The sequence below is a fragment of the Euzebya pacifica genome (assembly GCF_003344865.1).
Classification (GTDB): Bacteria; Actinomycetota; Nitriliruptoria; order Euzebyales; family Euzebyaceae; genus Euzebya; species Euzebya pacifica.
In genome coordinates, this window is the sequence record NZ_CP031165.1 from 5,098,616 (window position 1) to 5,121,754 (window position 23,139).

Genomic DNA, 23,139 nt, shown 5'->3' on the forward strand with positions numbered 1-23,139 from the left:
TCTAGCTCTCCTCGGTCGCAGCGGAGTCGCTGGACGTCGTTTCGTTGGTCTTGGGAACAGGGATGCCGACGGTCACCGTGATGTGGCTGGTGCGCTTGCGGATCCTGTAGGCGCGACCCATGGCCCGGGGCTGGAACCGCTTGAGGGTCGGGCCCTCGTCAACGGTCACGGCCAGGACGAACAGGTCGTCGGCGTCCATGTCCTTGTTGTGCTCCGCGTTGGCGATCGCCGACTGGAGCGTCTTGAGGACCGGACGAGCAGCACCCTTGTTGGAGAAGGTCAGGTTGCGCTGGGCAGCCTCGACCTGCATGCCACGAAGACCCTGCACGACCTGACGGGCCTTGTAGGGGGACACGCGCACGTGGCGGCTGACCGCCCGTGCTTCGTTGGGGGATGAAATACGCATGTCTTATCGCTTCCCCTTGGTGGCCTGCTTCTCGCCGGCACCGCGCCACTTGATGGCGCGGGTGGGCGCGAACTCGCCGAGCTTGTGCCCGACCATGGATTCGCTGATGAAGACCGGGACGTGCTTCTGGCCGTCGTGCACCGCGATGGTGTGACCGACCATGTCCGGGCTGATCTCGGAGCGACGGGACCAGGTCTTGATCACGCGCTTCTGGTTGCTGGCGTTCAACGACTCCACCTTGCGTGCAAGGTGGTGGTCGGTGAAGGGGCCCTTCTTGAGGCTGCGAGGCATCGGTTACTCCCTCGGTGCTTAGCGGCGGCGCTTGCCGCGGCGGCGCAGGATGAGCTTGTCGGACGGCTGGGGCTTGCGGGTCTTGCCCTCGGGCTTGCCCTTGTGGTTCGTGGGGTGACGACCACCGGACGTGCGACCCTCACCGCCACCATGGGGGTGGTCGACGGGGTTCATGACCACACCACGGACGGTCGGGCGGACGCCCTTCCAGCGGGTGCGGCCGGCCTTGCCACCGGAGATCAGGGAGTGCTCGGCGTTGCCGACCGTCCCGATCGTGGCCCGGCAGCTGTTCTGCACGAGGCGGATCTCACCGGAGGGCAGGCGCAGGGCGGCGGTGTCGCCTTCCTTGGCCAGGAGCTGGACGGACGTACCGGCCGAGCGACCCAGCTTGGCGCCGCCACCGGGACGCATCTCCACGGCGTGGACCTGCGTACCGACGGGGATGTTCACCAGCGGCAGGGCGTTGCCCGCCTTGATGTCGGCACCCTCACCGGAGACGACCATGTCGCCGACGGAGAGTCCGTTCGGGGCCAGGATGTAGCGCTTCTCACCGTCGAGGTAGTGCAGCCGGGCGATGCGAGCGGACCGGTTGGGGTCGTACTCGATCTCGGCAACCTTGGCGGGGACTTCGTCCTTGTTCCGACGGAAGTCGATGATGCGGTACTTCTGCTTGTGCCCACCACCGCGGTGACGAGTGGTGATCTTGCCGGAGACGTTGCGGCCTGCCTGCTTCGGCTTGGACGACGTCAGCGACTTCAGCGGCTTGTCGGTGGTGACGGTGTCGAAGTCCGACACCGACATCCCGCGACGGCCTGGAGTTGTTGGCTTGTAACGACGGACGCCCATTGGTTAGGCACCTCCCGCAAAGATGTCGATCTCTTCACCGGCGGCCACGGTGACGATGGCGCGCTTGGTGGACTTGCGCTGGCCCATCTTCAGGCCGAAGCGCTTGGACTTCCCCTTGCGGATCAGCGTGTTCACCTTGGTGACCTTGACACCGAAGATCGTCTCGACGGCCTTCTTGATCTCGGTCTTGTTGGCGCTCGGGTGCACGATGAAGGTGTAACGACCCTCGTCCATGAGCCCGTAGCTCTTCTCGCTGACCACCGGGGAGATGATCACGTCGTGTGCGTAACGCATCAGGCGTTCTCCTTCAGGTCGGTACGGGTACCGGAGCCGATGAGCTCCAGGGCACCCTGCTCGAACACGACGACGTCGCTGACGAGCACGTCGTAGGTGTTGAGCTGGTCCACCGTCAGCGTGTGCACGCGGGGGAGGTTGCGGAAGCTCTTGACCACGTTGGCGTCGAAGCCGGCCAGGACCAGCAGGACACGACGGTCACCGGTCTCCAGCGTCTCCAGCAGCGCACGCGCGGCCTTGGTCTTCGGGGCGTCCATGTCGAAGCCCTCGATGACCCGGATGTCGCCGGATGCGGCGCGGTCCGACAGGGCGGAACGCAGCGCGAGGCGCTTCAGCTTCTTGTTGACGCGCTTGGTGAAGTTCTGCTCGCCGCTGGGGCCGTGGGCAACGCCACCGCCGGACCAGTGCGGAGCACGGATCGAGCCCTGACGGGCGCGGCCGGTGCCCTTCTGGCGCCACGGCTTGCGGCCACCACCACGGACCTCGGCCCGGGTCTTGACCTTGGAGGTGCCGCTGCGGGCGGCAGCCTGCTGGGCGACGACGACCTGGTGCATGACGCCGACGTTCGGCTCGATGCCGAACAGCTCGTCATCCAGCTCGACGCTGCCGGAGGCGGTACCGGCTGAGGTGTAGAGATCAACGTTTGCCATCAGGAGTCAGCTCCCTTCGCGGCGGGACGCTTCGTGGCGTTGCGCACCAGCACCATCGAGCCGTTGGATCCAGGGACAGCGCCCTTGATCAGCAGCAGGTTGCGTTCGGCGTCGACGCCGACGAGCTGCAGGCTCTGGGTGGTGACGCGCTCGTTGCCGTAGCGACCCGCCATGCGGGTACCGGGGAACACGCGGGCGGGGGTGGCGCAGGCGCCGATGGCGCCCGGCGAACGGTGCACCTTGTGGACGCCGTGACCGGCGCCCAGGCCGGCGAAGCCGTGACGCTTCATCACACCGCCGAAACCCTTGCCCTTGCTCTTTCCGGTGACATCGACGTACTCGCCGACGGTGAACAGGTCCACGGTGATCACGTCACCGGGCTCGTGCTCGCCGTCGAGCTGCACCTCCATGAGGCGCTTGGTCGGCTCGACGCCGGCGCGGGCGAAGTGTCCGGCGAGCGGCTTGTTGACCTTCTTGGTGGTCCCGAAGCCGATCTGCACGGACATGTGGCCGTCACGCTCTGCGCTGCGAACCTGCACGACGGGGCATGGACCGGCCTTGACGACCGTCACGGGCAGCACGCGCCCGTCGTCGTCGAAGACCTGGGTCATGCCCAGCTTCGTGCCAAGGATGGCTTTGTTGGTCATTGGTTTGAACTCCCTGCCTGACAGACCTCTGTTGGGTCCATGGGGGTCCACGAGGGCCGTGGCCCGCGTGCGACTAGAGCTTGATCTCGATGTCGACGCCAGCCGGCAGGTCCAGCCGCATGAGGCTGTCCACCGTCTTCTGGGTCGGCTCGTGGATGTCGATCAACCGCTTGTGCGTGCGCATCTCGAAGTGCTCGCGGCTGTCCTTGTACTTGTGCGGGGAACGGATCACGCAGATCACGTTCTTCTCCGTGGGCAACGGCACTGGGCCGGTGATCCGGGCGCCGGTCCGCTCGACCGTGTCGACGATCTTCCGCGCGGAGCGGTCGATGACGTCGTGGTCGTAGGCCTTCAGGCGGATCCTGATCTTCTGTTCAGCCATCTCTGGGCTCCTGTACTCGGTCTCCCCGTAGGGGGGTTGGCGAAGGGGGTTCCCCCCTTCACGGACCGATCCGGGCGGTGGGCCCGGTCGGTCGGAACAGAGGGTGGGTGCGCCTGGGCGCACCGCTGTCTGGGGGAGGAACGCGCGGGGGGCTCGTGGCCCCCCGAGCGAGAACTACTCGATGATCTTGACGACGCGGCCGGCACCCACGGTCCGACCACCCTCACGAATGGCAAACCGCAGACCCTCGTCCATCGCGATGGGCTGGATCAGCTCCACCGTCATCTCGGTGTTGTCACCCGGCATCACCATCTCGGTGCCACCCGGCAGCTCAACCGCACCAGTCACATCCGTGGTACGGAAGTAGAACTGCGGACGATAGTTGTTGAAGAACGGCGTGTGACGCCCACCCTCGTCCTTGGACAGGATGTAGACCTGCGCCTCGAACTTGGTGTGCGGCGTGATCGCCTTCGGCGCCGACAGCACCTGACCACGCTCCACCTCGTCCTTCTTCGTCCCACGCAACAACACCCCGACGTTGTCGCCAGCCTCACCACGGTTCAACAGCTTGCGGAACATCTCCACACCAGTGACCGTCGTCGACGTCGTGTCCTTCAACCCGACGATCTCGATGGTGTCACCAACCGTGACCACACCACCCTCGATACGACCAGTCACCACCGTCCCACGACCCGTGATGGAGAACACGTCCTCGATCGGCATCAGGAACGGCTTGTCCAGGTCACGCTCGGGGTCGGGGAAGAAATCATCCACCGCCTGCATCAGGTCCAGGATGTTCTGCTCCCAGGCCTCATCACCCTCAAGCGCCTTCAACGCCGACACCGGAATCACCGGGCAGTCATCACCATCGAACTCATACGACGACAGCAGCTCACGAACCTCGAGCTCCACCAGCTCCAGCAGCTCCTCGTCATCGACCATGTCGACCTTGTTCAGCGCCACCACCAGGTTCGGCACACCCACCTGACGGGCAAGCAGCACGTGCTCACGCGTCTGCGGCATCGGACCATCAGCAGCCGAGACGACCAGGATCGCCCCATCCATCTGGGCCGCACCCGTGATCATGTTCTTGACGTAGTCCGCGTGACCCGGCGCATCCACATGCGCGTAGTGACGCTTCTCCGTCTCGTACTCCACGTGAGAAACATTGATCGTGATACCACGCTCACGCTCCTCAGGCGCCTTGTCGATCATGTCGAACGCCGACGCGGTCACGTTCGGGTTGTTCTTGGCCAACACCGTCGTGATCGCCGCCGTCAACGTGGTCTTGCCATGGTCGACGTGACCGATCGTGCCGATGTTCATGTGCGGCTTGGTGCGCTCGAACGTTGCCTTAGCCATGTCTGTCTCCTGTGGGTGACTGTGTTGAGTCTTCGGGGGTGGGTTGCAGGTGGTTGGCGGCTACTCGCCGCGAACCTTGGCGACGATCTCCTCAGCGAGCTGGCCCGGGACCTGCTCGTAGCCGGAGAACTGCATCGTGTAGGTGGCGCGACCCTGGGTCTTGGACCGCAGGTCGCCGACGTAGCCGAACATCTCGCTCAGGGGAACCCGGGCCGAGACGACCTGGGCGGCACCGCGGGCGGTCATGGAGCTGACCTGTCCACGGCGAGCGTTGAGGTCACCGATGACGTCACCCATGTAGTCCTCTGGGGTGACGACCTCGACGTCCATGACCGGCTCGAGCAGGACGGCCTTGCCCTTCTTGGCGGCCTCCTTGAGCGCCATGGAACCGGCGATCTTGAACGCCATCTCCGAGGAGTCGACGTCGTGGTAGGAACCGTCGGTCAGGCTGGCACGCACGTCCACGAGGGGATAGCCGGCCATGATGCCGCCCTCCATCGCGTCGCGGATGCCCTTGTCGACGGAGCTGATGTACTCGCGGGGGATCGCTCCACCCTTGATCTGGTCGTCGAACTCGTAACCGCCGACCTCGCCGGTCTCCTTGCCGTCCTCGTCGACCACCACGCGGCGCTCGTCCTCGGGGGCGAAGGCGCCAGTGGGGTACAGCGAGATGACGACCTCGGCGAACTGGCCCGAACCACCGGTCTGGCGCTTGAAGCGCAGCAGGTGGCCCTCGACCGGCTTGGTGATGGTCTCGCGGTAGGCGACCTGGGGCTTGCCGATGTTGGCCTCGACCTTGAACTCGCGACGCAGGCGGTCGACGATGATGTCGAGGTGGAGCTCGCCCATGCCACCGATGATGGTCTGGCCGGACTCCTCGTCGGTGTGGACGGTGAAGGTCGGGTCCTCTTCCGCCAGCTTCTGCAGGCCGGTGCCCATCTTCTGCTGGTCGGCCTTGGTCTTGGGCTCGATGGCGATGTGGATGACCGGCTTGTCGAAGGTCATCGACTCCAGGATCACCGGGTTGTCCGGGTCGCAGAGGGTGTCACCGGTCGTGGTGTGCTTCATGCCCACCGCGGCGGCGATGTCGCCGGTGAATGCCGCTTCGCGGTCCTCACGGGAGTTGGCGTGCATCTGCAGGATGCGGCCGAACCGCTCCTTCTTGTCCTTGGTGGAGTTGATGGCCGACGTGCCCTGCTCGACCTGGCCGGAGTACACCCGGAAGTAGGTCAGCTTTCCGACGAAGGGGTCGGTCATGATCTTGAAGGCCAGGGCGCTGAACGGCGCGTCCTCGGAGGCCTCGCGGGTGATCTTCTCACCGGTCTTGGGGTCGGTGCCCTGGACCGAGGCAACGTCCTTGGGGGACGGCAGGAAGGACACGACCGCGTCCAGCAGCATCTGGACGCCCTTGTTCTTGAACGCCGAGCCGCAGTAGACGGGGATGAACTCGCCCTTGATGGTGGCCGCACGGATGGCGGGCATCATCTGCTCGGTCGTCAGGTCGCCCTCTTCGAGGTAGGTCTCGAGCAGCGACTCGTCGGACTCGGCGACGGCCTCGACCAGCTTGGCGCGGTACTCCTCGCAGACGTCCTTGATGTCCTCGGGGATCTCGATGGTCTCGAACTTGGCGCCGTGGTCGTCACCGGAGCCCTCCCAGACGCGGGCCTCCATGTCGATCAGGTCGACGATGCCGACGAAGTTGGACTCCGCACCGATCGGGATCTGCATCGGAACCGGCTTGGCACCGAGGCGCTCCTCGATGGTGCCGACCGCCATGAGGAAGTCCGCACCCATCTTGTCCATCTTGTTCATGAAGCAGATGCGCGGGACGTTGTACTTGTCGGCCTGGCGCCAGACGGTCTCCGACTGGGGCTCCACACCGGTGGCGGCGTCGAACACCGCGACGGCACCGTCCAGCACGCGCAGGCTGCGCTCGACCTCGACGGTGAAGTCGACGTGGCCGGGGGTGTCGATGATGTTGATGACGTGGTCGTTCCAGGAACAGGTCGTCGCAGCGGACGTGATCGTGATGCCACGCTCCTGCTCCTGCTCCATCCAGTCCATCGTGGCGCCGCCGTCGTGGACCTCACCGATCTTGTAGTTCTTGCCGGTGTAGAAGAGGATGCGCTCGGTCGTCGTGGTCTTGCCCGCGTCGATGTGCGCCATGATCCCGATGTTGCGGACCTTGCCGAGGGGGTGAGTTCGCTTCGCCATTGCGTTGCTGCCTTCGGTGTGTTGAGGGTGTCAGTCGAACCGGAGGTTCGTCGGTGTTCCGGGGGTTGCCCGGGCTACCAGCGGTAGTGGGCGAAGGCCTTGTTGGCCTCGGCCATCTTGTGGGTGTCCTCGCGACGCTTGACTGCGGCGCCGATGTTGTTGGAGGCGTCCAGCAGCTCGTTGGTGAGTCGCTCGGACATGCTCTTCTCACGACGGTTGCGGGCGAAGGTCACGAGCCAGCGAAGCGCCAGGGTGTTGGCACGGGCGGGCTTGACGTCGATCGGGACCTGGTAGGTGGCGCCACCGACACGGCGGGACTTCACCTCGAGGGCCGGGGAGACGTTCTCCAGGGCCTTCTTGAAGACCTGGACGGGGTCGGCGCCGGTGCGCTCGCGGATGCCCTCGAACGCGTCGTAGACGATCTTCTCGGCGGTGGAGCGCTTGCCGTCGTTCATCACACGGTTGATGAGCTGGGTGACACCGACCGAGTGGTACTTCGGGTCGGCGACGGTCTTGCGCTTCGGGGCGGGACCCTTGCGAGGCATGTCTAGCCTTCCTTCTTCGCGCCGTACTTGGAACGGGCCTGCTTGCGGTCACGGACACCACTGGCGTCCAGCGCCGCGCGGATGACCTTGTAACGGACACCGGGGAGGTCCTTCACACGACCACCACGGACCAGCACGATGGAGTGCTCCTGGAGGTTGTGACCCTCACCGGGGATGTAGGCCGTGACCTCGATACCGGAGGACAGGCGGACACGGCAGACCTTGCGAAGGGCCGAGTTCGGCTTCTTCGGGGTCGTGGTGTACACGCGGGTGCAGACACCACGGCGCTGGGGCGAACCCTTCAGCGCGGGAGTCTTGGCCTTGTCCGTCTTCGCTTGCCGGCCCTTGCGGACCAGCTGCTGAATGGTGGGCATGAGCTTCCTCGTTCGAGCGTGCGTCTCCGACCGAATGCGTTCTGGAGGTCGGACTTGTGGGGAAAGCCGGGCCCGAGGGCTCGGCAGGTCTTGTTCGTCCGACTCACGCAGTCGGGCGTTTCGTATGTGGTGCGCCGTGTCGTGGCGCAGCGATCACCGTGACCCGACGGGCGTGGGTGATCTTTGAGTGGGGAATGTGTTGGCTGCAGTGGGCCTGATAGCGGCTGCATCACTGCACCGTGGCTCTGGGCCAGCGGTTGCGCCGGTGTTGTGGGACTCGTACTTGAGCTTGCGGCGGTCGTGCCGTGCTCGGCAGTCACACACAGACACGCCCGGAACCCGGGCGCGGATCCAAGAGAGTAGGCCCTGCCCCGCGTGGTGTCAACCAACAGGACGTCCGAATGGCCGTGTCGGCGCCGCCGATTTCCCCCGGAACGACGGCGGCGCCAGGCCGTTGCGGGTCAGATCACGTCGCGTCCCCGACGCAGGCCGAACAGCGAGAGGCCCAACGCCGCGACCACGACCCAGGGCGTCAGGCTCGCTGCCGCGGTCTCGGGGAGCGGGACGTGGTCCGTCACCGACGCGGGGGTACAGCTGGCGCAGGCGATGCGTCCCATCTGGGTTCGCACCGATCCGTAGGTGCCGTACTCCAGCACGTACACCGACCCGTCGGGGGCCACCGCCGCGTCGATGGGCCCGCTGAACCCGGTCGCGATCACGTCCACGGCGTCGGTGGCCACGTCGAGCTGGCCGTCGGCCTCCACCGGGATGGTTGCCAGCCAGCCACGGCTCCAGTCGAACAGCAGCAGGTCCCCCTGCAGGTCGACCAGCGCATCCGGCGCGTCCGAACGGTAGACCTCCGCCGGCAGGATCGTGCTGCCGGACCCGACCTGCAGCTGGGGCCACTGGTCGGACGGCTCGGTGACCAGCGGGTACCACAGGTCGGGTTCGTCGAACCCGTCACAGCTCAAGGGCACGCCGGTGCTGGCCCCCGTGGTGTAGTCGTAGTCGATGTAGGGCCGGTTGGGCCCGATACAACGCGGATACCCGCCGTTGAAGGGTTCGTAGGGACACGGGTCCGTACCGTCAGCGCAGGCCGTGCGACCCACGACGTTGAGCTCCTCCACACCAGCCGGCCCGCGCTGGGGGTCCGCGACGCGGGCGTCCGGCCCGACCTGTCCGGAGTAGACGGTGCCCGTCACGGGGTCCGCGGCCAGGCGGTAGGGGTTCCGCATGCCCATGGCGAGGATGAAGGGGTCGTACTCGACCGTGCCCTCACCGAAGGCGTACTCCCCGACCTGCCCCACGAACGGGTTGTCGACCGGCACCGACCCGTCGGGCATGACCCGCAGCAGCTTGCCGCGTCGATCGGCCGGGTTCTGGGCGGTCCGCTCGGCGTTCTGCCACCAGAACTCCGGGCGGGAGTCGCGTGGGCCGTAGCCCCCGGAGGCCTCGGGGTCGGTGTGGTCGCCGACGGTGACGGCGATCGACCCGTCGGGCAGGACCTCGATACCGCCACCGTGGTGGGCCGAGGTACGGAAGGCGTGGCCGGTGTTGACGGTGCCCACGGGCTGGCCGTTGACCACTCGGGGGAAGCGGGAGAACGGCCAGGTGAGGATGACGTCCTCGCTGCTGGTGTCGAGCACCTCGTTGCCGAGGACGTCGTTGCCAACGGTGAAGCGCGACAGGTGGTAGCAGCCAGCGTTTGACTCTCCTGCGGTGGTGAGGGAGCCGGCGATGTTGTCCGGCACATCACAGCTGGAGTTGGCGACGGCGTAGGAGATGTAGAGGTGGCCGGTGTCGGCGAAGTCCGGGGCGAGCGCGAAGCCGTGGATGCCGCCCTCGCCGATGGCGGGTTCGGGGCAGCCCCGGCACTGATCGCCATTGGTGAACAGCACGCCGAGCGTCGCGACGTCACCGCTGTCGGGGTCGAGGGCCCGGACCGCACCGTTGATCTCGGTGAAGAAGACCCGGCCGTCGGGCGCGACGTCCAGCGCGGTCGGTGCCGATCGCACCGCGGTGGCACCGGCGAAGTGGCCGTTCAGCTCCGCGGAGTACACGACGTCGTAGCGCAGGTCCGCGTCCTCGAACGCCACGCTGGAGGACTGGGCGGACGCCGGCACGGCGAGCAGGGCGACGCCGAGGACGGCGACGGCCAGGAGGTGGACGAGGTCGGAGGGGCGCGTTCGCGACATCACGGACCTCAGCTGTTCCCGAGGGCGGTGACGCAGGCCGGGTCCGGGCGCACCTCGGCGACATGGGCGATGCCGGCCAGCAGGTGCTCCTGGTACTCGGGCATGTCCCAGGTCTCGGTGTGGTGGCCGAGGTTGGTCATGAACGTCCGGTTCTGGCCACGGAACGTCGACGTCCAGGCGAGGGCACCGCGGTCCCCGTAGAAGGCGCCCTGGCGCAGCTCGGTGCCCGGGTCGGTGAACTCGCCGATGCCGAGCACGACCTCGACGTCGGAGGAGAGGTCCTCGGGACCCTCGCCGTCGAGGAAGGTGTAGTGCTCGTCGTAGAGGAGGAAGGAGTCGCCCTGGCCGCCGAACGCCGTGACGGTCGGGTGGTCCGCGGTGACGAAGACCTCCGCCTCGGCTGCCTGGAAGTGGCTGAAGAAGACCATGCCGACGAGCTCGTCCCACTCCGGCCAGTCGTGCCAGGCGTCCATGGCCTGGTGGATGCCGACGACGCCGCCACCACAGCCCACCCAGTTGATGAACGCCGTGCGCTGCGCATCGTCGAGGGGAGCGCGGTCACACAGCACACCGGTGGCCGTGCAGACGTGCGCCGGCCAGTCGAGGAACCCGGTTCGCTGTCCGCTCGGGCTGTTGAACAGCACCAGGTCGTAGCCGGAAAGGGTGTCGACGGAGAGGTCGGCGGGGTCCTCGGTGAACTGGACGGTGAACGCCTCGGTGCGGGTCGCCAGATCCGCCAGGATGGCGTTGCCGTGCTCGATCGACCCGTGACGGTACGCCTGGGTGCCGCTGTAGACCAGCACCCGCGTGGGGTCGACGTCGTCGTCGGCGAGTGATGCCGTCGAGGGCACCACCCCCATGGCGAGGGCGAGGACGGCGGTCAACGCCCACAGGGGCAAGCGTGACCGGTTGGCGGGGGACGTGCGTGACATGTCGGCTCCTTCTCTGGCGCGGGATGCGCGGAAGTTGGCTTCGACAGCGCGTGCTCCGGTTCCTGCCGAGTTTGGCCAACAATCCAACAAACCTCGGGAGACGAAAGTGGCCCGGCCGTGACAGCGGGTGCTGTCACGGCCGGGCCGTGTACTCGGTCGGTCAGCGGCTAGCTGGCGAACCGGTTGTTGTAGTCGCCGTGGCCGTGGGCGTGGTCGGCGTCGAAGCCGACGTGCACGGAGGCGTCGTGCGCCGCGGCAGCCGCCGCGAAGGACTCGCCGGTGTCACGGGCGGGGATGCCGTCCAGGGAGTTGGCGTACTGCATCGTCACCGAGGCGATCGCCCCGATGTTGTCACCGAAGACACCCAGGTCCAGGTTGTCGATGTCGTCGCAGGCCGCGTGGTAGCAGGGGTCGTAGGCAACGCCTGCGGCACCGCCGAACAGCTCGGCCTCTTCCTCGGTCTTCACACCCTCCGCACCGGTGAACAGGCCACCGGCCGGGATGCCGACGCTGATGAACGCCTGGTAGTCCGAGCGACCGCTGAACTCCGTCGGGACCGACGGCACACCGATGGACTCGAAGAAGTCCTCGAAGGCGGTCTCGATGTCATCCGAGCCCGGGGGACCCTCGAGCTCGAAGGCATCGCCGTCACCGTCGTAGACGCCGCGCATGAAGTTGGGCGAGGCCACCATGTCGAAGTTGAGGTAGAGCTTGATCCGCTCGTACTCCTCGTCGCTGATGCCCTCCAGCATGTCGCCGTCACCGAAGACGTAGGAGTCCGACCCGACCAGGCCGCTCTCCTCCGCGCCCCACCATGCGAAGCGCACGGTGTTCTCGGTCACGATGTCGTTGGCCGCGATCTCACGGGCGACCTCGAGGATCGCCGCGCTGCCGGAGCCGTTGTCGTTGATGCCCGGACCCTCCGGGACGCTGTCGAGGTGCGCCCCGACCATGACGACGTTGTCGGGGTCGGTCCCCGGCCAGTCGGCGATGACGTTGGAGCTGGTCTGCGGGGTGACCGCGGTGGTCGCCTCGATGGTGACCTCCGCGTCGGGGTCCCCGGCCAGCGCCAGGCCGGTGGCGAAGTCCATACCGATGGAGACGAAGTCGGGGTCGACCTCGCCGCCGAGGGTGCCGAGGACGACGTCCTGAGTGCCCTCGTCGGAGCCCTGGTTGAACACGATCGCGGCAGCAGCGCCGGCCTCGAGGGCGTTGGCGGCCTTCACGGCGAAGGCGCAGCCACCACGCTGGATCAGCGCGATGTTGCCTTCGGTGAAGCCGTCGAAGTCCTCGATCTCGCAACCCGAGTCGGAGTCGCCGTCGTTGGCCTCGCCGGTACCGGGGTTGCCGGCGCCGAGGTCGGCGTCGACCAGCTCGGTGACACCGGTGACGTCACCGGAGCCGGAGTAGCTCATGATCGATGCCTGCTCCTCGGTCAGCTCCTCACCGTCGATGGCGACGACGGTGGGCTCGAGCTCCTCGAACAGCGAGAAGGCGAACTCCTGGGTGGTCACCTCGAAGCCGGTGTCCTCCAGCTCGCCGAGGACGTAGTCCACCGACAGGTCGTAGCCCTCGGTGCCCGAAGCGCGGTTGCCGATGAGCTCCTCGCCCTCCTGGCGGGTGCCGGTGGCGACGGAGTCGGCGATCGCCTGGAAGGCCTCGAGGACCTCCATGCCGCCGTTGACGTCGGCGCGGGCAACGACGATCTCGCTGTCGGTGCACGCCTCGGCGCGGGTGGCGGCGGCGCGTGCGGCCTCGACGACCTCGTCGGACACCGCTGCGGTGCCGCCGGCGATGTGGATGTTGCGGACCGCACAGGTCGCGCGCTCGGTCAGGTAGGCGGTCGCGTGCTCGCCCAGCTCGTCACCCTCGGTCAGCAGGACCGGGGAGGGACCGTCGTGGTCCAGGGCAGCGTGGGCGCCGATGGCCAGGGCGTCGGCGAAGTCCTCGCCGGTCGCGATGTTGGCGTGGCCGGAGGTGAAGCCTAGCTCGGACTCCGCGAAGCGGGCCATCTGGGCCGACAGCAGGCCCGGCGAGGCGCCGAGGATGCGCGAGACCGAGACGCCGTCGAGGGCGGTCAGGGCACCCGCGACGTCGTTGGAGACGTAGGCGGGACCACCGGCGACGATGACGTCGGTGATGCCCAGCTCGGTGATTGCCGTGCTGGCGGCGGGCGACAGCTCGTCGGGGTTGGTCAGGATCAGGGGCCAGCCGGCAGCAGCGCTGACCGGACCGGCGACGACGGCACCGACGAAGTCGCCGGAGCTGGCGACGATGGCGGTGGTGGCGCCGTTGTCCAGCGTGCCGTCGGCGTCGGCGTCACCCAGGCGGGCGACCTCCAGCGCGGTCTCGTCGCGGTTGGTACCGGCAACGCGGGTGACCTCGCCGTGGGTGGCCAGCTCGGCCTCGACGTCGGCGTTCACCGCAGCGGTGCCACCGATGAGGAGGATCCGCTCGGGGGCGAGCTCCTCGAGCGCGGAGGTGGTGGCGGCCGGCAGGTCGGTGGTCTGTGCCAGCAGGATCGGTGCCTCCTCGAGGCCCGCGGCGTAGGTGGCCGCCAGGGCGTCGGGGAAGTTGTCGCCGAGGGCGACGATCACGGTGCCGGTCTCGAACTCGGCGGCCTGGGCGCTGTCGTCGGTCGCGATGTCGGCGGCCGTCTCGAAGCGGCTGTCGCCCAGCAGGCGGATCGCCGGCACGGTGTCGCCGGAGTCGATGACCTCGATCGCGCTGGCCGGCAGGACTGCCAGGCCGAGCGCGAGGACGAGGAACACCGCAGTTGCAGCGCTGGAGAACACTCCCCAGCGAGAATGACGTGCAGTCATTACATCCCTTTCACGGGGGTGCGGGCGCACACCACAGCTGGCGCCGCCCCTGTCCACCCCGTCGGTTGATTCCAATGCGCGGGGACACTAGCCCTACGACCGTTGTCGGACAACCGTCATCGACCGTTCGCGGCATCGGAACCGGACGTTCACCATTCGATACCGGGCTGCGCCTTGATGCCGGCGTCGAAGGGGTGCTTGACCTTGGTGACCTCGCTGACCAGGTCGGCCAGCTCGACGAGCTCCGCGGGCGCGTCACGCCCAGTGATGAAGACGTGCTGGTGGCCGGGGCGGGTTCGCAGCACCTCGATGACCTCGGCGGTGTCGACCCATCCGAACGTCATGGGGTAGGTGAACTCGTCGAGGAGCAGGAAGTCGTAGGTCTCGTCGGCGATGCGTCGCTTGACCTCCTCCCAGCCCTCCCGGGCGAGGTCGGCGGACTCCTCGAGGTCACGGCTGGTCCAGGTCCAGCCGTCTCCGACGGAGAACCAGTCGATGGTGCCGCCGACCTCCGATGCCGACAGCGTCTCGGCCGCGACGCGCTCCCCGATCTTCCACTTGCCGGACTTGACGAACTGGTACACGCCGCACCGCCAGCCCTGGTGCCAAGCGCGGTTGAGCACCCCGAAGGACGAGGAGGACTTGCCCTTGCCGTGTCCGGTGTTGACGAGGAGGAGGGGGGTTGATCGGCGACTCATGCTGGCTCCTGTGCGATGGGGGTTGGGGTCGGACGGCTCGTACGGGCGGCGGCGACGAGGCGGGCGGCCGCCTGCGGGTACGCCGCCCAGTGGGTGTGCAGGTAGGAGGCATGGACCGACCCGTCGACGAACCCCTCGACACAGTCGTCCACACGCCATGCCGCGTGCGGCCCCTCCTCACCCTCCGTGTCATCCAGGGGCGTACCGGCGGGCGGGTCGGTGACCGTGCGGTGGAACTCGTGGGCGGTGACGACCTCGCCGTGGCGCCACAGGATCGAGTCCGTTGCGGCGGTCGCCTGCCGGTAGCCCAGCGTCAGCGGTGCATCCATGGTTGCCGAGACGGGCAGCACATCTGCCTGGCGCGTGCCGTCGAGGTCGTGGCAGAGGTAGAGGAGGCCACCGCACTCGCCCACGACGGGCCGACCGGCATCGGCATGGGCACGGATCTCCGCGAGCAGCGCCGTGTTGGCGGCCAGCGCCTCGGCGTGGACCTCGGGGAAGCCGCCGCCCAGGTAGACCGCATCGGTGCCCGCGGGCAGGGCCGTGTCGTGCAGCGGGTCGAACCGGAGGAGGGTCGCGCCGGCCGCCTCCAACAGCTCGAGGTTCTCGGTGTAGCGGAAGGAGAAGGCCTGGCCGCCGGCGATGGCGATCCCGACCGGGGGCTCGTGGCTGGGTTCGACTGGATTCGGGGACCATGCCGGTACGTCGGGCACCTCGGCGGTCCGGGCCAGCCGCATCACGGCGTCGAGGTCGAGGTGGGCCCCGACCCACTCCCCCAGCGCTGCAACGGTGCGCTCGGCCTCCTCGAGCCGTTCGTCCACCGGCACCAACCCGAGGTGCCGCGACGGGGTGGCCAGGTCGTCCATGCGCGGGAGGACCCCCACGACCTCGACCCCGGTCGGTTCGATCGCGCGACGCAGCAGGTCGCCGTGGCCGGGCGAGCCGACGCGGTTGAGGACCACACCGGCAAGGCGGGTGCCGGGGTCGAACGTGGCGAACCCGTGCACGATGGCCGCGGCCGAACGTGCCATGGCGCCGGCGTCGACCACCAGCAGGACCGGCGCACCGAGGAGGCCGGCGACGTGGGCGGTGGAGGCGGTCAGCTCGGTCGGGGACTTGCCGTCGAACAGACCCATCACCCCCTCCACCACGGTGATGTCTGCCCCGGCCGCGCCGTGGCGGGCGAGCGGGGCGATCAGGTCCTCGCCGCTGAGCCACACGTCGAGGTTGCGGGCGGGCCGACCGGTGGCCAGCGCGTGGTAGCTGGGGTCGATGTAGTCGGGGCCGACCTTGCTGCCCTGCACGACGTGGCCGGCCGCCCGGAGTGCCGCCATCAGGCCGGTGGCGACGGAGGTCTTGCCGACACCGGAGGCGGTCCCCGCGACGACGACGGTCGGGATCGAGGCGCTCATGCGTGGGATCCGGCGCGTTGGGTGACCGAGGCGATGGACTTCGCGCGCCACTCCTCCGTCGGGGTCAGCGGGCAGCCGGTGCACAGCTCGTAGCGTTCGCAGCGGTAGGCCAGGCAGCACGAGCTACGACGCCACGCCAGCCCGACCGCACCGCCGGCCTCGATCCGCTCGAACACCGGGTTGCCCCACAGCGGCGGTTCGGCCGACTGCAGGAGCCGCGCGCTGCCCTCGATGGCGGCCTCGGCGTCACCGCTGGCGTCGTGGGCGTGGCCGGCGGTGGTGGCCAGGGCATCGGCGAGCTGTCCCCACATCGCGCGGTTTCCGAGCTTGCCGACGCGACGGAGGCGTTCGACGACGGGTCGGTAGTGCGCGACCGCGCGGGGGGCAGCGGTGTCCGTGCTGTCCAGCACCGCGTCGGTCAGGGCGATGCCGTTGAACCAGCCGCGGGGGCTGCGTCGCAGCCACAGGTCGTCGATGTCATAGGCGACCGCGACGCCGTGCTGGTGCACGGGGGCGCCGGCGAGGAGGGCCAGCGGCGAGGCGAACCGGCTGGCGAGGAACGCCGTGGCGACGTCGGCCAGGCCGTCGTAGTCGGGGGTCATCTCCTGGACCCGTCGGGCCAGCCGTTGCTCCTCGACCAGGGTGGTGAAGGGGAACCAGGTGCCGTTGGCGTCCGGGTCGGTCGGCGGGTGGCCGAGCAGGACGGGCATCCACGTGGTGGCGCAGTCGGCCAGCACGGTGGCCACGGCAGGGTGGGCGGGGGTGTGGGTCATCGGGCGGTCGAGCGGCAGCGGCCGCGCGGCCCTCCTCTCCGTCGGTCGCGGATGATCGGGCTCTGCGCTGCAGCCGGTCTCCTGGCTGCCAGATCGACACGTCGTCGCCGGCCTTCCCGGACACGAGGTCCAGTGGTCTGGTTGGCGGGACGCTCCCTGGTCACAGTTGCGACGACAGCGCCGGATTCTCACCGGCTTCCCGTGCACTGCAGCATTCGAGCGACGCGGACCGTAGCACGGTTCGGGTCGAGCCTAACGACCGGGCCGGGACGCATCGGTCGACCCGGGAGGCGTAGCGTCCAGACCAGCCGACCCCGCCGCTTCCTGGAGGCAAGTCATGACCAGCACGTCCCGCCGAACGACCCTGCGCCTGGCCCTCGTGGTCGCCCTCCCGTTGCTGCTGGCCGCCTCGTGCGAGGCCACCCGCGACCTGGAGGGTGTGCGCGCCGTCGATCCCGACAGCGCGATGATCATCCGCAACGCCGATGCCTACCCCAACATCTCCATCCTGTGCGTGGACGGGACGGGCATCTTCACCACCACCCGCGAGGCCGCCCCCGTCGTCGTGCCCGACTCCGACGTCTGCGTCACCGAGCCCGAGTGAGCGAGGGGTGCTCGTGTCGTCCCTTGTCGACTGGCGCCCAGCGCACCGCCACCACGGTCAACGCGATCATCGTGGCGAACAGGGCCCACGACAGCGGGAGCCAGTAGTCCACGAAGTTGGGCCAGATCCCCCAACCGATGGTGGCGGCAGCGCCGGCAGCCCCTACCACGGCCAGTCGTTGCCGGGTGGTTGCCGCCCGGTGGTGACCGATCCCGAAGGCCCACAGCGCCGCGAAGGTCAGGACGAACTGCGGCGAGTAGATGCGGTTGCCCAGCATGAACGCCAACGGTGCGAGCAGTGCCCAGCCGATCACTCGGTCCGGTGCCCACCACGCCGCTCCGATCGGACCGAGGAGGGCCAGCACCAGCAAGGCGGTCGGCACCCACGACACCGCGGGGTCGAGTCCTTCGACGCCGACCCACGGACGGTCGGGTTGTGGTGCGAACCCCAACAGGTGAAGGGGCAGGAACGGGAAGGATTCAGCAGTCAGCTCCCGGACCGCATGGAATCGATAGGCGTCGAGCACCGCGCCTCGTTGCTCCGCGGTCAGGAGGAAGGGCATATGCGGTAGCAGGAACCCGGCGGCAGTTGCGGCCGCGAACCACGCGGCTGTCCTCCGCCGGCCGGCCCGCCACCACCCGACGGCCAGGACCACGGCGGCCAGGCCCGGGGTCCACTTGGCGGCCGCGCCGAGGCCGAGCAGCAGGCCCGCACCGATGCTGTCCCGTCGCGTGTCCTCCCCGGTGGATGCCGTCACCCCGGCAGCGACTGCCAGCCCGGCGACGAGGAACGCTGTGGGCATGGCGTCGTAGCGGATCAGCACGAACAACGTGATGGTCGGCCACAGCACCATCACGGCGACCGCCCACGGTTCGACCCGCCTGACCAGCACGGCGATCGTGCCGATCCACAGGGCACCCAGCAGCAGGCCGACTGCCACACCGAAGCCGATGGGCAACGCGCGCTCGAGCAACGTTGCGAAGCCGAAGACGACGACGCCGAGCGGTGGATACTCCGCCGGTTGCTCGACGGGCAGCCCACCCGTGTCGATCAACGCCGCGCCCTGTCGCTGGTAGACCTGAAGGTCGGTGTCGTCGGGACCACCCACGACGACCTGGACGACCATCAGCCCCAGCAGCAGCACCGTCGATGCAGCCACCACGGTCCGTGAGCGAAGGCCCGCCCCACGCAGGCGGCCCACGCGAAGATCGGCGACGGCCATGGCCGCCAGCGGGACGGTGATGGCCAGCGCTGCCACAACAACGGTCCAGTAGGGCCCTGCGCTCTGCCCCTCCCTGAACGGCCCGGCCCAGAGCACCGCGTGACCGACGACCGCCACGACGACCGCCGCCCACAGCAAACCCGTGGGTTGCAGCAGACGTGGCCGGACGAGGTCGGCCCCTGGAGGTGGCGGGACCTGGGGGTGGCGTTGGAGGGAGACGCTCATCGGGTCCTCTGCATCTTCTCGGTGGGCATGCCGTCGAACCGGGTCCTCACGGGACGCTGCGGCGGGGGCCGCGGAACCTGTCCAGCGACGCGGTCGCCTCCGCTGGAGGGTTGGACGTTCCCGTCACGGTGGATCCCCCCGATGGCCACGACGATGGCGGCGGGGACCCCCCAGCTCTGGAAGTTCACCCGCCACTGCGGAGCCAGCAGGAACATGGCGACGAGGGACAGTCCGGCAACCGCGAGGAGCCGCTCGCCGAGCTCTGGCCCGGAGCGGAGTCGTCGAACCGACCAGGCTCCCCACGCGGTGATGCCCAGGCCGACCAGCACGACCCCCCGGCCGAGGGTGCTGACCAGCCACGGTTCGACACCCCGCACGGCGTAGACAGGCCACCACACGCTGTTCTGCATCACGACGTAGGGGTCGGGTCGGGCCGCCGGCTCGGCCAGGGCGGCCAACCCGTGCAGCCCGAGGTGCGGGAAGACGAAGAAGGGAACCTGCAGCGCAAGAGCCGCGCCGCCGGCAAGCACGACCGGTCGCCACCCGGCGCGCCCGAGGAACAACGGCGCGAGGACCAGCGCGGGCAACTTGACGGCCACCGCAAGCCCCCAGAGCAGCGCAGCCATCGACGGGCGGCGACCGTCGGCGAGCAACCACACCGACGTCGCCACGAGCACGGCCATCAGCACGTCATTGGCACCGGTCAGGCCCACCTCGCGTACAAGCGTGGCGTTGAGCCCGTACACCACCGCGGGCAGCAGCGAGAGGACCGGAACGGTGCTGGTCCGGCCAGAGGCTGCCCATCCGGCGACGCAGAGCAGGGCGACGGCGAGGGCATCCATCGCCCATGCCGCCAGCCGGGCGGCGATGAAGGACTCACCCAGGACGACACCGTCGGGGACCAGCGCGACGAACGGCAGGTGCCACAGGATGGTGCCCGCTGGGTACTGGTAGACCGGCGCGTAGGTGTAGAGGTTGGGTTCGAGGTAGGGGTTGAGGCCGTCGAGGACCTGTCGGGCGGCGTACTCGCTGGCCTGCGGGATGTCGGCGATGCCCGGATCCACCCACGCCCACACCGCGCGGATCGCGATGGTGCCCAGCACGATGGCGAGGGTCACCGGTACGGCCGGGACACGGCGGTGCGTCCACTCCCCTGCGGCCGCCGGTGGGCGCAGCCCTCCGCGAGCGACATCGGTCAGCAGGACCAACAGCGCCAGGAGGGTCAGCAAGGTCACCGACCATCGAACGACGAACGAGGTCATCCCGGGAACGGCGGCGGAGTGCAGTCCGAACGTCGGCAGGGTCGTGGCGACGAGCAACGCCAGCCGTCGCCCGCGGAGGCCGGCGGCACGCGCCAGCCAGATCATCGCCGGGGTGACCAGCAGCCAGATGAACACGAAGCGGGGCACCCCGGCGCCGTAGAAGAGGAGGTCACGGATCATGTTCTGCTCGCCTGCCGATAGCCTGAGGCGCGATGCGCCTGGTCACCTACAACGTCAACTCGCTCGGCGCCCGGTTGCCCCGGGTGCTCGCGCTGCTGGAGGAGCACCGCCCCGACGTCGTGCTGTTGCAGGAGACCAAGTCCTCTCCCCACGCGTTTCCCCACGCCGAGCTGGCCGAGGCCGGCTACCTGGCCGCTGACCAGTCCGGCGGCCGCTGGGCGGGTGTGGCGGTGCTCGGCCGGGCCGACCTCGGCGTCGACGACGTCACCGTGGGCCTCCACGGGGAACCCGACCCCGATCAGGCGCGTTGGGTCGAGGCGACCGTCGGCGGCATCACCGTGGTCAGCGTCTACGTCCCCAACGGCCAGCGGGTCGACTCGCCCCAGTACGCCAGCAAGCTCGTGTTCCTCGAGGCCATGAGCGATCGCATGGCCGCCCTCGCCGCCGCCGGTCCGGTTGTTGTGGGCGGGGACATGAACGTCTGCCCGACCGACCTCGACGTGTGGGATCCCGCCGCGCTGCACGGCGGTACGCATGCCACCGACCCCGAGCGCCGGCGGTTCCGCGGCCTCCTCGAGGCCGGCTACTCCGACGTGTTCCGCGCCCTGTATCCCGACGACACCGGCTACAGCTGGTGGGACTACCGCGGCGGGGCCTTCCACAAGGGGTACGGGCTGCGGATCGACTTCCTGCTGGCCAGCCGCGAGATCGCCGACACCGCGACGGCGGCGTGGATCGACCGGGAGTTCCGCAAGCCCACGCGGGTGCCGGAGAGCAAGCCCTCCGACCACGCACCGCTGCTGGCCGAGCTCGACCTCGAGCTGCAGCCGGGTCCCTCCGCCACCGACGATCCCGCCGGGGTGGTGGCGCAGCGAACCACGGGCGACGCCCAGCCCGAGCAGCTCGGGCTGATGTGATGGGCGGGTCAGGTCACGCATCGGGGTCGACCTCCGCACCACGTGGCTCGGTCAGGTCCAGCACGGTCATGCCCGGCCCGAGCGCCGGCACCGGTCCCCGCAGCGGCACCCCGCCGATCCCCCAGCTCGGCAACAGGTCCCAGCGGTAGGTGAGGGGGATGCCCGGCTGGTGGTCCAGCAGCAACCGACCACGGGCCCGCATCGCGGTGTAGACCGGCGCGGTGACCGGATCCACGGTGTACCGCTGCTCCATGTAGGTGGAGATGACCGCAACGCACCTGCACTCGAGGATCTCCGGCGTCGTGCCGAACCCGAACACCAGCCGGCCGCCGGTGGCCTCGGCAGCAGCGGCGCTGATGCCGGTGTAGGACTCCGTCCAGATCGGCGCGTCCACCAGCCCCTCGACCGCGAGCGCCTCGTGCAACATCTCGGGGAAGGCATCTCGGGTGTCGGGGGCATGCCCGGCCCGGAGCAGTCGCAGCCCGTCGGCGGCGGACGGCACGACTGCCGCAACCAGCACCAGGGCCAGCACCGCAGCGGCCGTGTCGAGACGACGTTCCCGTCCCTGCCATCGACGCCACGTCCAGTCGGCGACGTCGGCGGCCATCCCGCCCGTCAGCGCGGCGAGGACCGGCACGACGACGATGACGTAGTGGGGGAAGACGATGCGGGACAGCCCGATGACCGCGAACAGCCCGACGGCGTACGCGGTGACGAGCTTCGTCGCCCGGTTGCCGCGCCAGGCCCCCCACCCGACGCCGGTGACGAGCAGCCCGGTGACCAGCCAGCCGTTGCTGCCCGGCAGGGTGACGGTCAGGTGGTGCCACCACGTGGGGCCGCCGTGGTCGTAGCCCAGGTGCCCGCTGGCCTGGTGGTCGACCTGCCACAGGAACCCGTCGACGAAGTCCCGACTGATCACCGACCCCCCGGTGGACACCACGAACGCGACGAGCGACAGCAGCAGCAGGCCCTCTGCGGCCAGGAGTCGACGGGGCCAGTCCAGGCCCTCCTCCAGCATGACGGCCAGCATCGGCACGACCACGACGGTGATGCCGAGGTACTTCATGCCGCCAGCGGCACCGGCGGACAGGGCGGCGGCCGACCACAGGAGCAACCGGTCGCGGAGGCGGTCACGCTGCCCCGCCGCCACCACGGCGAGCAGGGCGAGCAGGACGAACAGCACCTGCAGCTGGTCCGGCACGATCATGCGCGCGGACCGGACCATCACGAAGCCAGTCGCCACGACCGCCCCCGCCACCCAAGCGGCCACCGGTGCTGCCCGACGCCCAACGGCTGCGCCCAGCAGGCCCGTGACTGCGACGACGCCCAGGGCGACGATCACGAAGAGGATGCGAGTCCAGCCGTAGACATCAGCCACCGAACCAGCCCGGTCGACGACGCCGAGGGCCTCACCCAGCCGAATGCCGGCCGCCGCCACGATCGACGAGCCGAGCGGCCAGTCGAACGCCGGCGGGACGAACGTCCCCTCAAGGACGAGCTGGGCCCTGGACATGACCGTTGGTTCGTCGGGCTGGGTCAGTGGAAGCGACGCCAGCAGCCCCGGCAACCGAAGCGCCGCAGCTAGCACCACGGTGAACCCCGTGGCGAGACGGACCCCCGTTCGACTGCGCATCGGTGAAACGTTAAAGAGCCGAGCGCAAAGACTCTTTTGTGACACTTGTCCATCGGTTCAGTAACCGTCCACGATCCGTAGCCGACAGCCACCCCGTCACTCGAGCCGCACACGTCCCACCGCCGGACGGAATCGCCTCACCGATGGGATGGAATCGCCTCGACCCAGCTCACGAACCCGCGTGTTCATGGGGCCGAACGGACGGAATCGCCTCCAAGCTGCACCGCAGTGCGCAGACCTGGAGGCGATTCCG

22 protein-coding genes and 1 riboswitch are annotated in these 23,139 nt (G+C 68.9%); of the genes, 2 read left to right on the forward strand and 20 right to left on the reverse strand.

Features of this window, described 5'->3' with window-relative positions:
- Position 1 precedes the first annotated feature (1 nt).
- From rplV to DVS28_RS22070, 17 genes are all read right to left on the reverse strand, one after another.
- On the reverse strand, positions 2 to 406 hold the full coding sequence (gene rplV / locus DVS28_RS21990; RefSeq protein ID WP_114593372.1) for a 50S ribosomal protein L22: 405 nt from the start codon (positions 404 to 406) through the stop codon (positions 2 to 4).
- Positions 407 to 409: 3 nt separating this feature from the next.
- Complete coding sequence (gene rpsS / locus DVS28_RS21995) at positions 410 to 697, reverse strand: 30S ribosomal protein S19 (RefSeq protein WP_108665836.1); 288 nt, start codon at positions 695 to 697, stop codon at positions 410 to 412.
- A gap of 18 nt (positions 698 to 715) precedes the next feature.
- Positions 716 to 1,543 carry a 50S ribosomal protein L2 gene (gene rplB / locus DVS28_RS22000; RefSeq protein WP_114593373.1) on the reverse strand — a complete coding sequence of 276 codons (828 nt, stop codon included), beginning with the start codon at positions 1,541 to 1,543 and terminating at the stop codon, positions 716 to 718.
- Between the two features lie 3 nt (positions 1,544 to 1,546).
- Positions 1,547 to 1,837, reverse strand: coding sequence for a 50S ribosomal protein L23 (rplW, locus tag DVS28_RS22005; protein WP_114593374.1), 291 nt, complete (start codon positions 1,835 to 1,837; stop codon positions 1,547 to 1,549).
- Positions 1,837 to 2,487, reverse strand: coding sequence for a 50S ribosomal protein L4 (gene rplD, locus DVS28_RS22010; protein ID WP_114593375.1), 651 nt, complete (start codon positions 2,485 to 2,487; stop codon positions 1,837 to 1,839). The genes rplW and rplD overlap by 1 nt, the downstream gene beginning before the upstream one ends.
- Positions 2,487 to 3,134, reverse strand: coding sequence for a 50S ribosomal protein L3 (gene rplC, locus DVS28_RS22015; RefSeq protein ID WP_114593376.1), 648 nt, complete (start codon positions 3,132 to 3,134; stop codon positions 2,487 to 2,489). The genes rplD and rplC overlap by 1 nt, the downstream gene beginning before the upstream one ends.
- 73 nt (positions 3,135 to 3,207) lie before the next feature.
- Positions 3,208 to 3,516, reverse strand: coding sequence for a 30S ribosomal protein S10 (gene rpsJ / locus DVS28_RS22020; RefSeq protein ID WP_108665831.1), 309 nt, complete (start codon positions 3,514 to 3,516; stop codon positions 3,208 to 3,210).
- A gap of 174 nt (positions 3,517 to 3,690) precedes the next feature.
- Positions 3,691 to 4,878, reverse strand: coding sequence for an elongation factor Tu (gene tuf / locus DVS28_RS22025; RefSeq protein WP_114593377.1), 1,188 nt, complete (start codon positions 4,876 to 4,878; stop codon positions 3,691 to 3,693).
- 60 nt (positions 4,879 to 4,938) lie between these two features.
- Entirely contained in the window at positions 4,939 to 7,092 is a 2,154-nt protein-coding gene (gene fusA / locus DVS28_RS22030; protein WP_114593378.1) for an elongation factor G, read from the reverse strand.
- A 74-nt stretch (positions 7,093 to 7,166) separates the two neighbouring features.
- Positions 7,167 to 7,637 (reverse strand): 30S ribosomal protein S7, encoded by a 471-nt coding sequence (rpsG, locus tag DVS28_RS22035; protein WP_114593379.1) that lies wholly within the window; start codon positions 7,635 to 7,637, stop codon positions 7,167 to 7,169.
- Between the two features lie 2 nt (positions 7,638 to 7,639).
- A complete protein-coding gene (gene rpsL / locus DVS28_RS22040; RefSeq protein WP_108665827.1) occupies positions 7,640 to 8,011 on the reverse strand; it encodes a 30S ribosomal protein S12 in 372 nt (123 codons plus the stop codon).
- 461 nt (positions 8,012 to 8,472) lie between these two features.
- Complete coding sequence (locus tag DVS28_RS22045; protein ID WP_114593380.1) at positions 8,473 to 10,206, reverse strand: PQQ-dependent sugar dehydrogenase; 1,734 nt, start codon at positions 10,204 to 10,206, stop codon at positions 8,473 to 8,475.
- Positions 10,207 to 10,214: 8 nt separating this feature from the next.
- Entirely contained in the window at positions 10,215 to 11,138 is a 924-nt protein-coding gene (locus tag DVS28_RS22050) for a ThuA domain-containing protein (protein WP_114593381.1), read from the reverse strand.
- 167 nt (positions 11,139 to 11,305) lie between these two features.
- Positions 11,306 to 13,960, reverse strand: coding sequence for a M20/M25/M40 family metallo-hydrolase (locus tag DVS28_RS22055; RefSeq protein WP_114593382.1), 2,655 nt, complete (start codon positions 13,958 to 13,960; stop codon positions 11,306 to 11,308).
- A gap of 149 nt (positions 13,961 to 14,109) precedes the next feature.
- Positions 14,110 to 14,658: a cob(I)yrinic acid a,c-diamide adenosyltransferase gene (gene cobO, locus DVS28_RS22060; RefSeq protein ID WP_114593383.1), complete on the reverse strand. Its 549-nt coding sequence runs from the start codon at positions 14,656 to 14,658 to the stop codon at positions 14,110 to 14,112.
- Positions 14,655 to 16,070 (reverse strand): cobyrinic acid a,c-diamide synthase CobB, encoded by a 1,416-nt coding sequence (locus tag DVS28_RS22065; RefSeq protein ID WP_114593384.1) that lies wholly within the window; start codon positions 16,068 to 16,070, stop codon positions 14,655 to 14,657. Before DVS28_RS22065 ends, cobO begins: the two co-directional genes overlap by 4 nt.
- On the reverse strand, positions 16,067 to 16,843 hold the full coding sequence (locus DVS28_RS22070) for a (2Fe-2S)-binding protein (RefSeq protein WP_114593385.1): 777 nt from the start codon (positions 16,841 to 16,843) through the stop codon (positions 16,067 to 16,069). Before DVS28_RS22070 ends, DVS28_RS22065 begins: the two co-directional genes overlap by 4 nt.
- A gap of 54 nt (positions 16,844 to 16,897) precedes the next feature.
- A riboswitch (cobalamin riboswitch) is annotated at positions 16,898 to 17,092 on the reverse strand.
- Between the two features lie 88 nt (positions 17,093 to 17,180).
- On the opposite strand from DVS28_RS22070, the gene DVS28_RS22075 reads away from it, so the two are divergent.
- Positions 17,181 to 17,447 carry a hypothetical protein gene (locus DVS28_RS22075; protein WP_114593386.1) on the forward strand — a complete coding sequence of 89 codons (267 nt, stop codon included), beginning with the start codon at positions 17,181 to 17,183 and terminating at the stop codon, positions 17,445 to 17,447.
- Here DVS28_RS22075 and DVS28_RS22080 read toward each other — a convergent pair.
- Complete coding sequence (locus DVS28_RS22080; protein ID WP_114593387.1) at positions 17,431 to 18,894, reverse strand: glycosyltransferase 87 family protein; 1,464 nt, start codon at positions 18,892 to 18,894, stop codon at positions 17,431 to 17,433. The two genes, DVS28_RS22075 and DVS28_RS22080, sit on opposite strands and share 17 nt — an antisense overlap.
- Positions 18,891 to 20,336: a glycosyltransferase family 87 protein gene (locus tag DVS28_RS22085; protein WP_114593388.1), complete on the reverse strand. Its 1,446-nt coding sequence runs from the start codon at positions 20,334 to 20,336 to the stop codon at positions 18,891 to 18,893. The genes DVS28_RS22080 and DVS28_RS22085 overlap by 4 nt, the downstream gene beginning before the upstream one ends.
- 32 nt (positions 20,337 to 20,368) lie before the next feature.
- Here DVS28_RS22085 and DVS28_RS22090 point away from each other — a divergent pair, with 32 nt between their 5' ends.
- A complete protein-coding gene (locus tag DVS28_RS22090) occupies positions 20,369 to 21,253 on the forward strand; it encodes an exodeoxyribonuclease III (RefSeq protein WP_114593389.1) in 885 nt (294 codons plus the stop codon).
- Positions 21,254 to 21,266: 13 nt separating this feature from the next.
- Here the strand turns inward: DVS28_RS22090 and DVS28_RS22095 are convergent, their stop codons facing one another.
- Positions 21,267 to 22,886: a phospholipid carrier-dependent glycosyltransferase gene (locus DVS28_RS22095; RefSeq protein ID WP_114593390.1), complete on the reverse strand. Its 1,620-nt coding sequence runs from the start codon at positions 22,884 to 22,886 to the stop codon at positions 21,267 to 21,269.
- Positions 22,887 to 23,139: the final 253 nt, after the last annotated feature.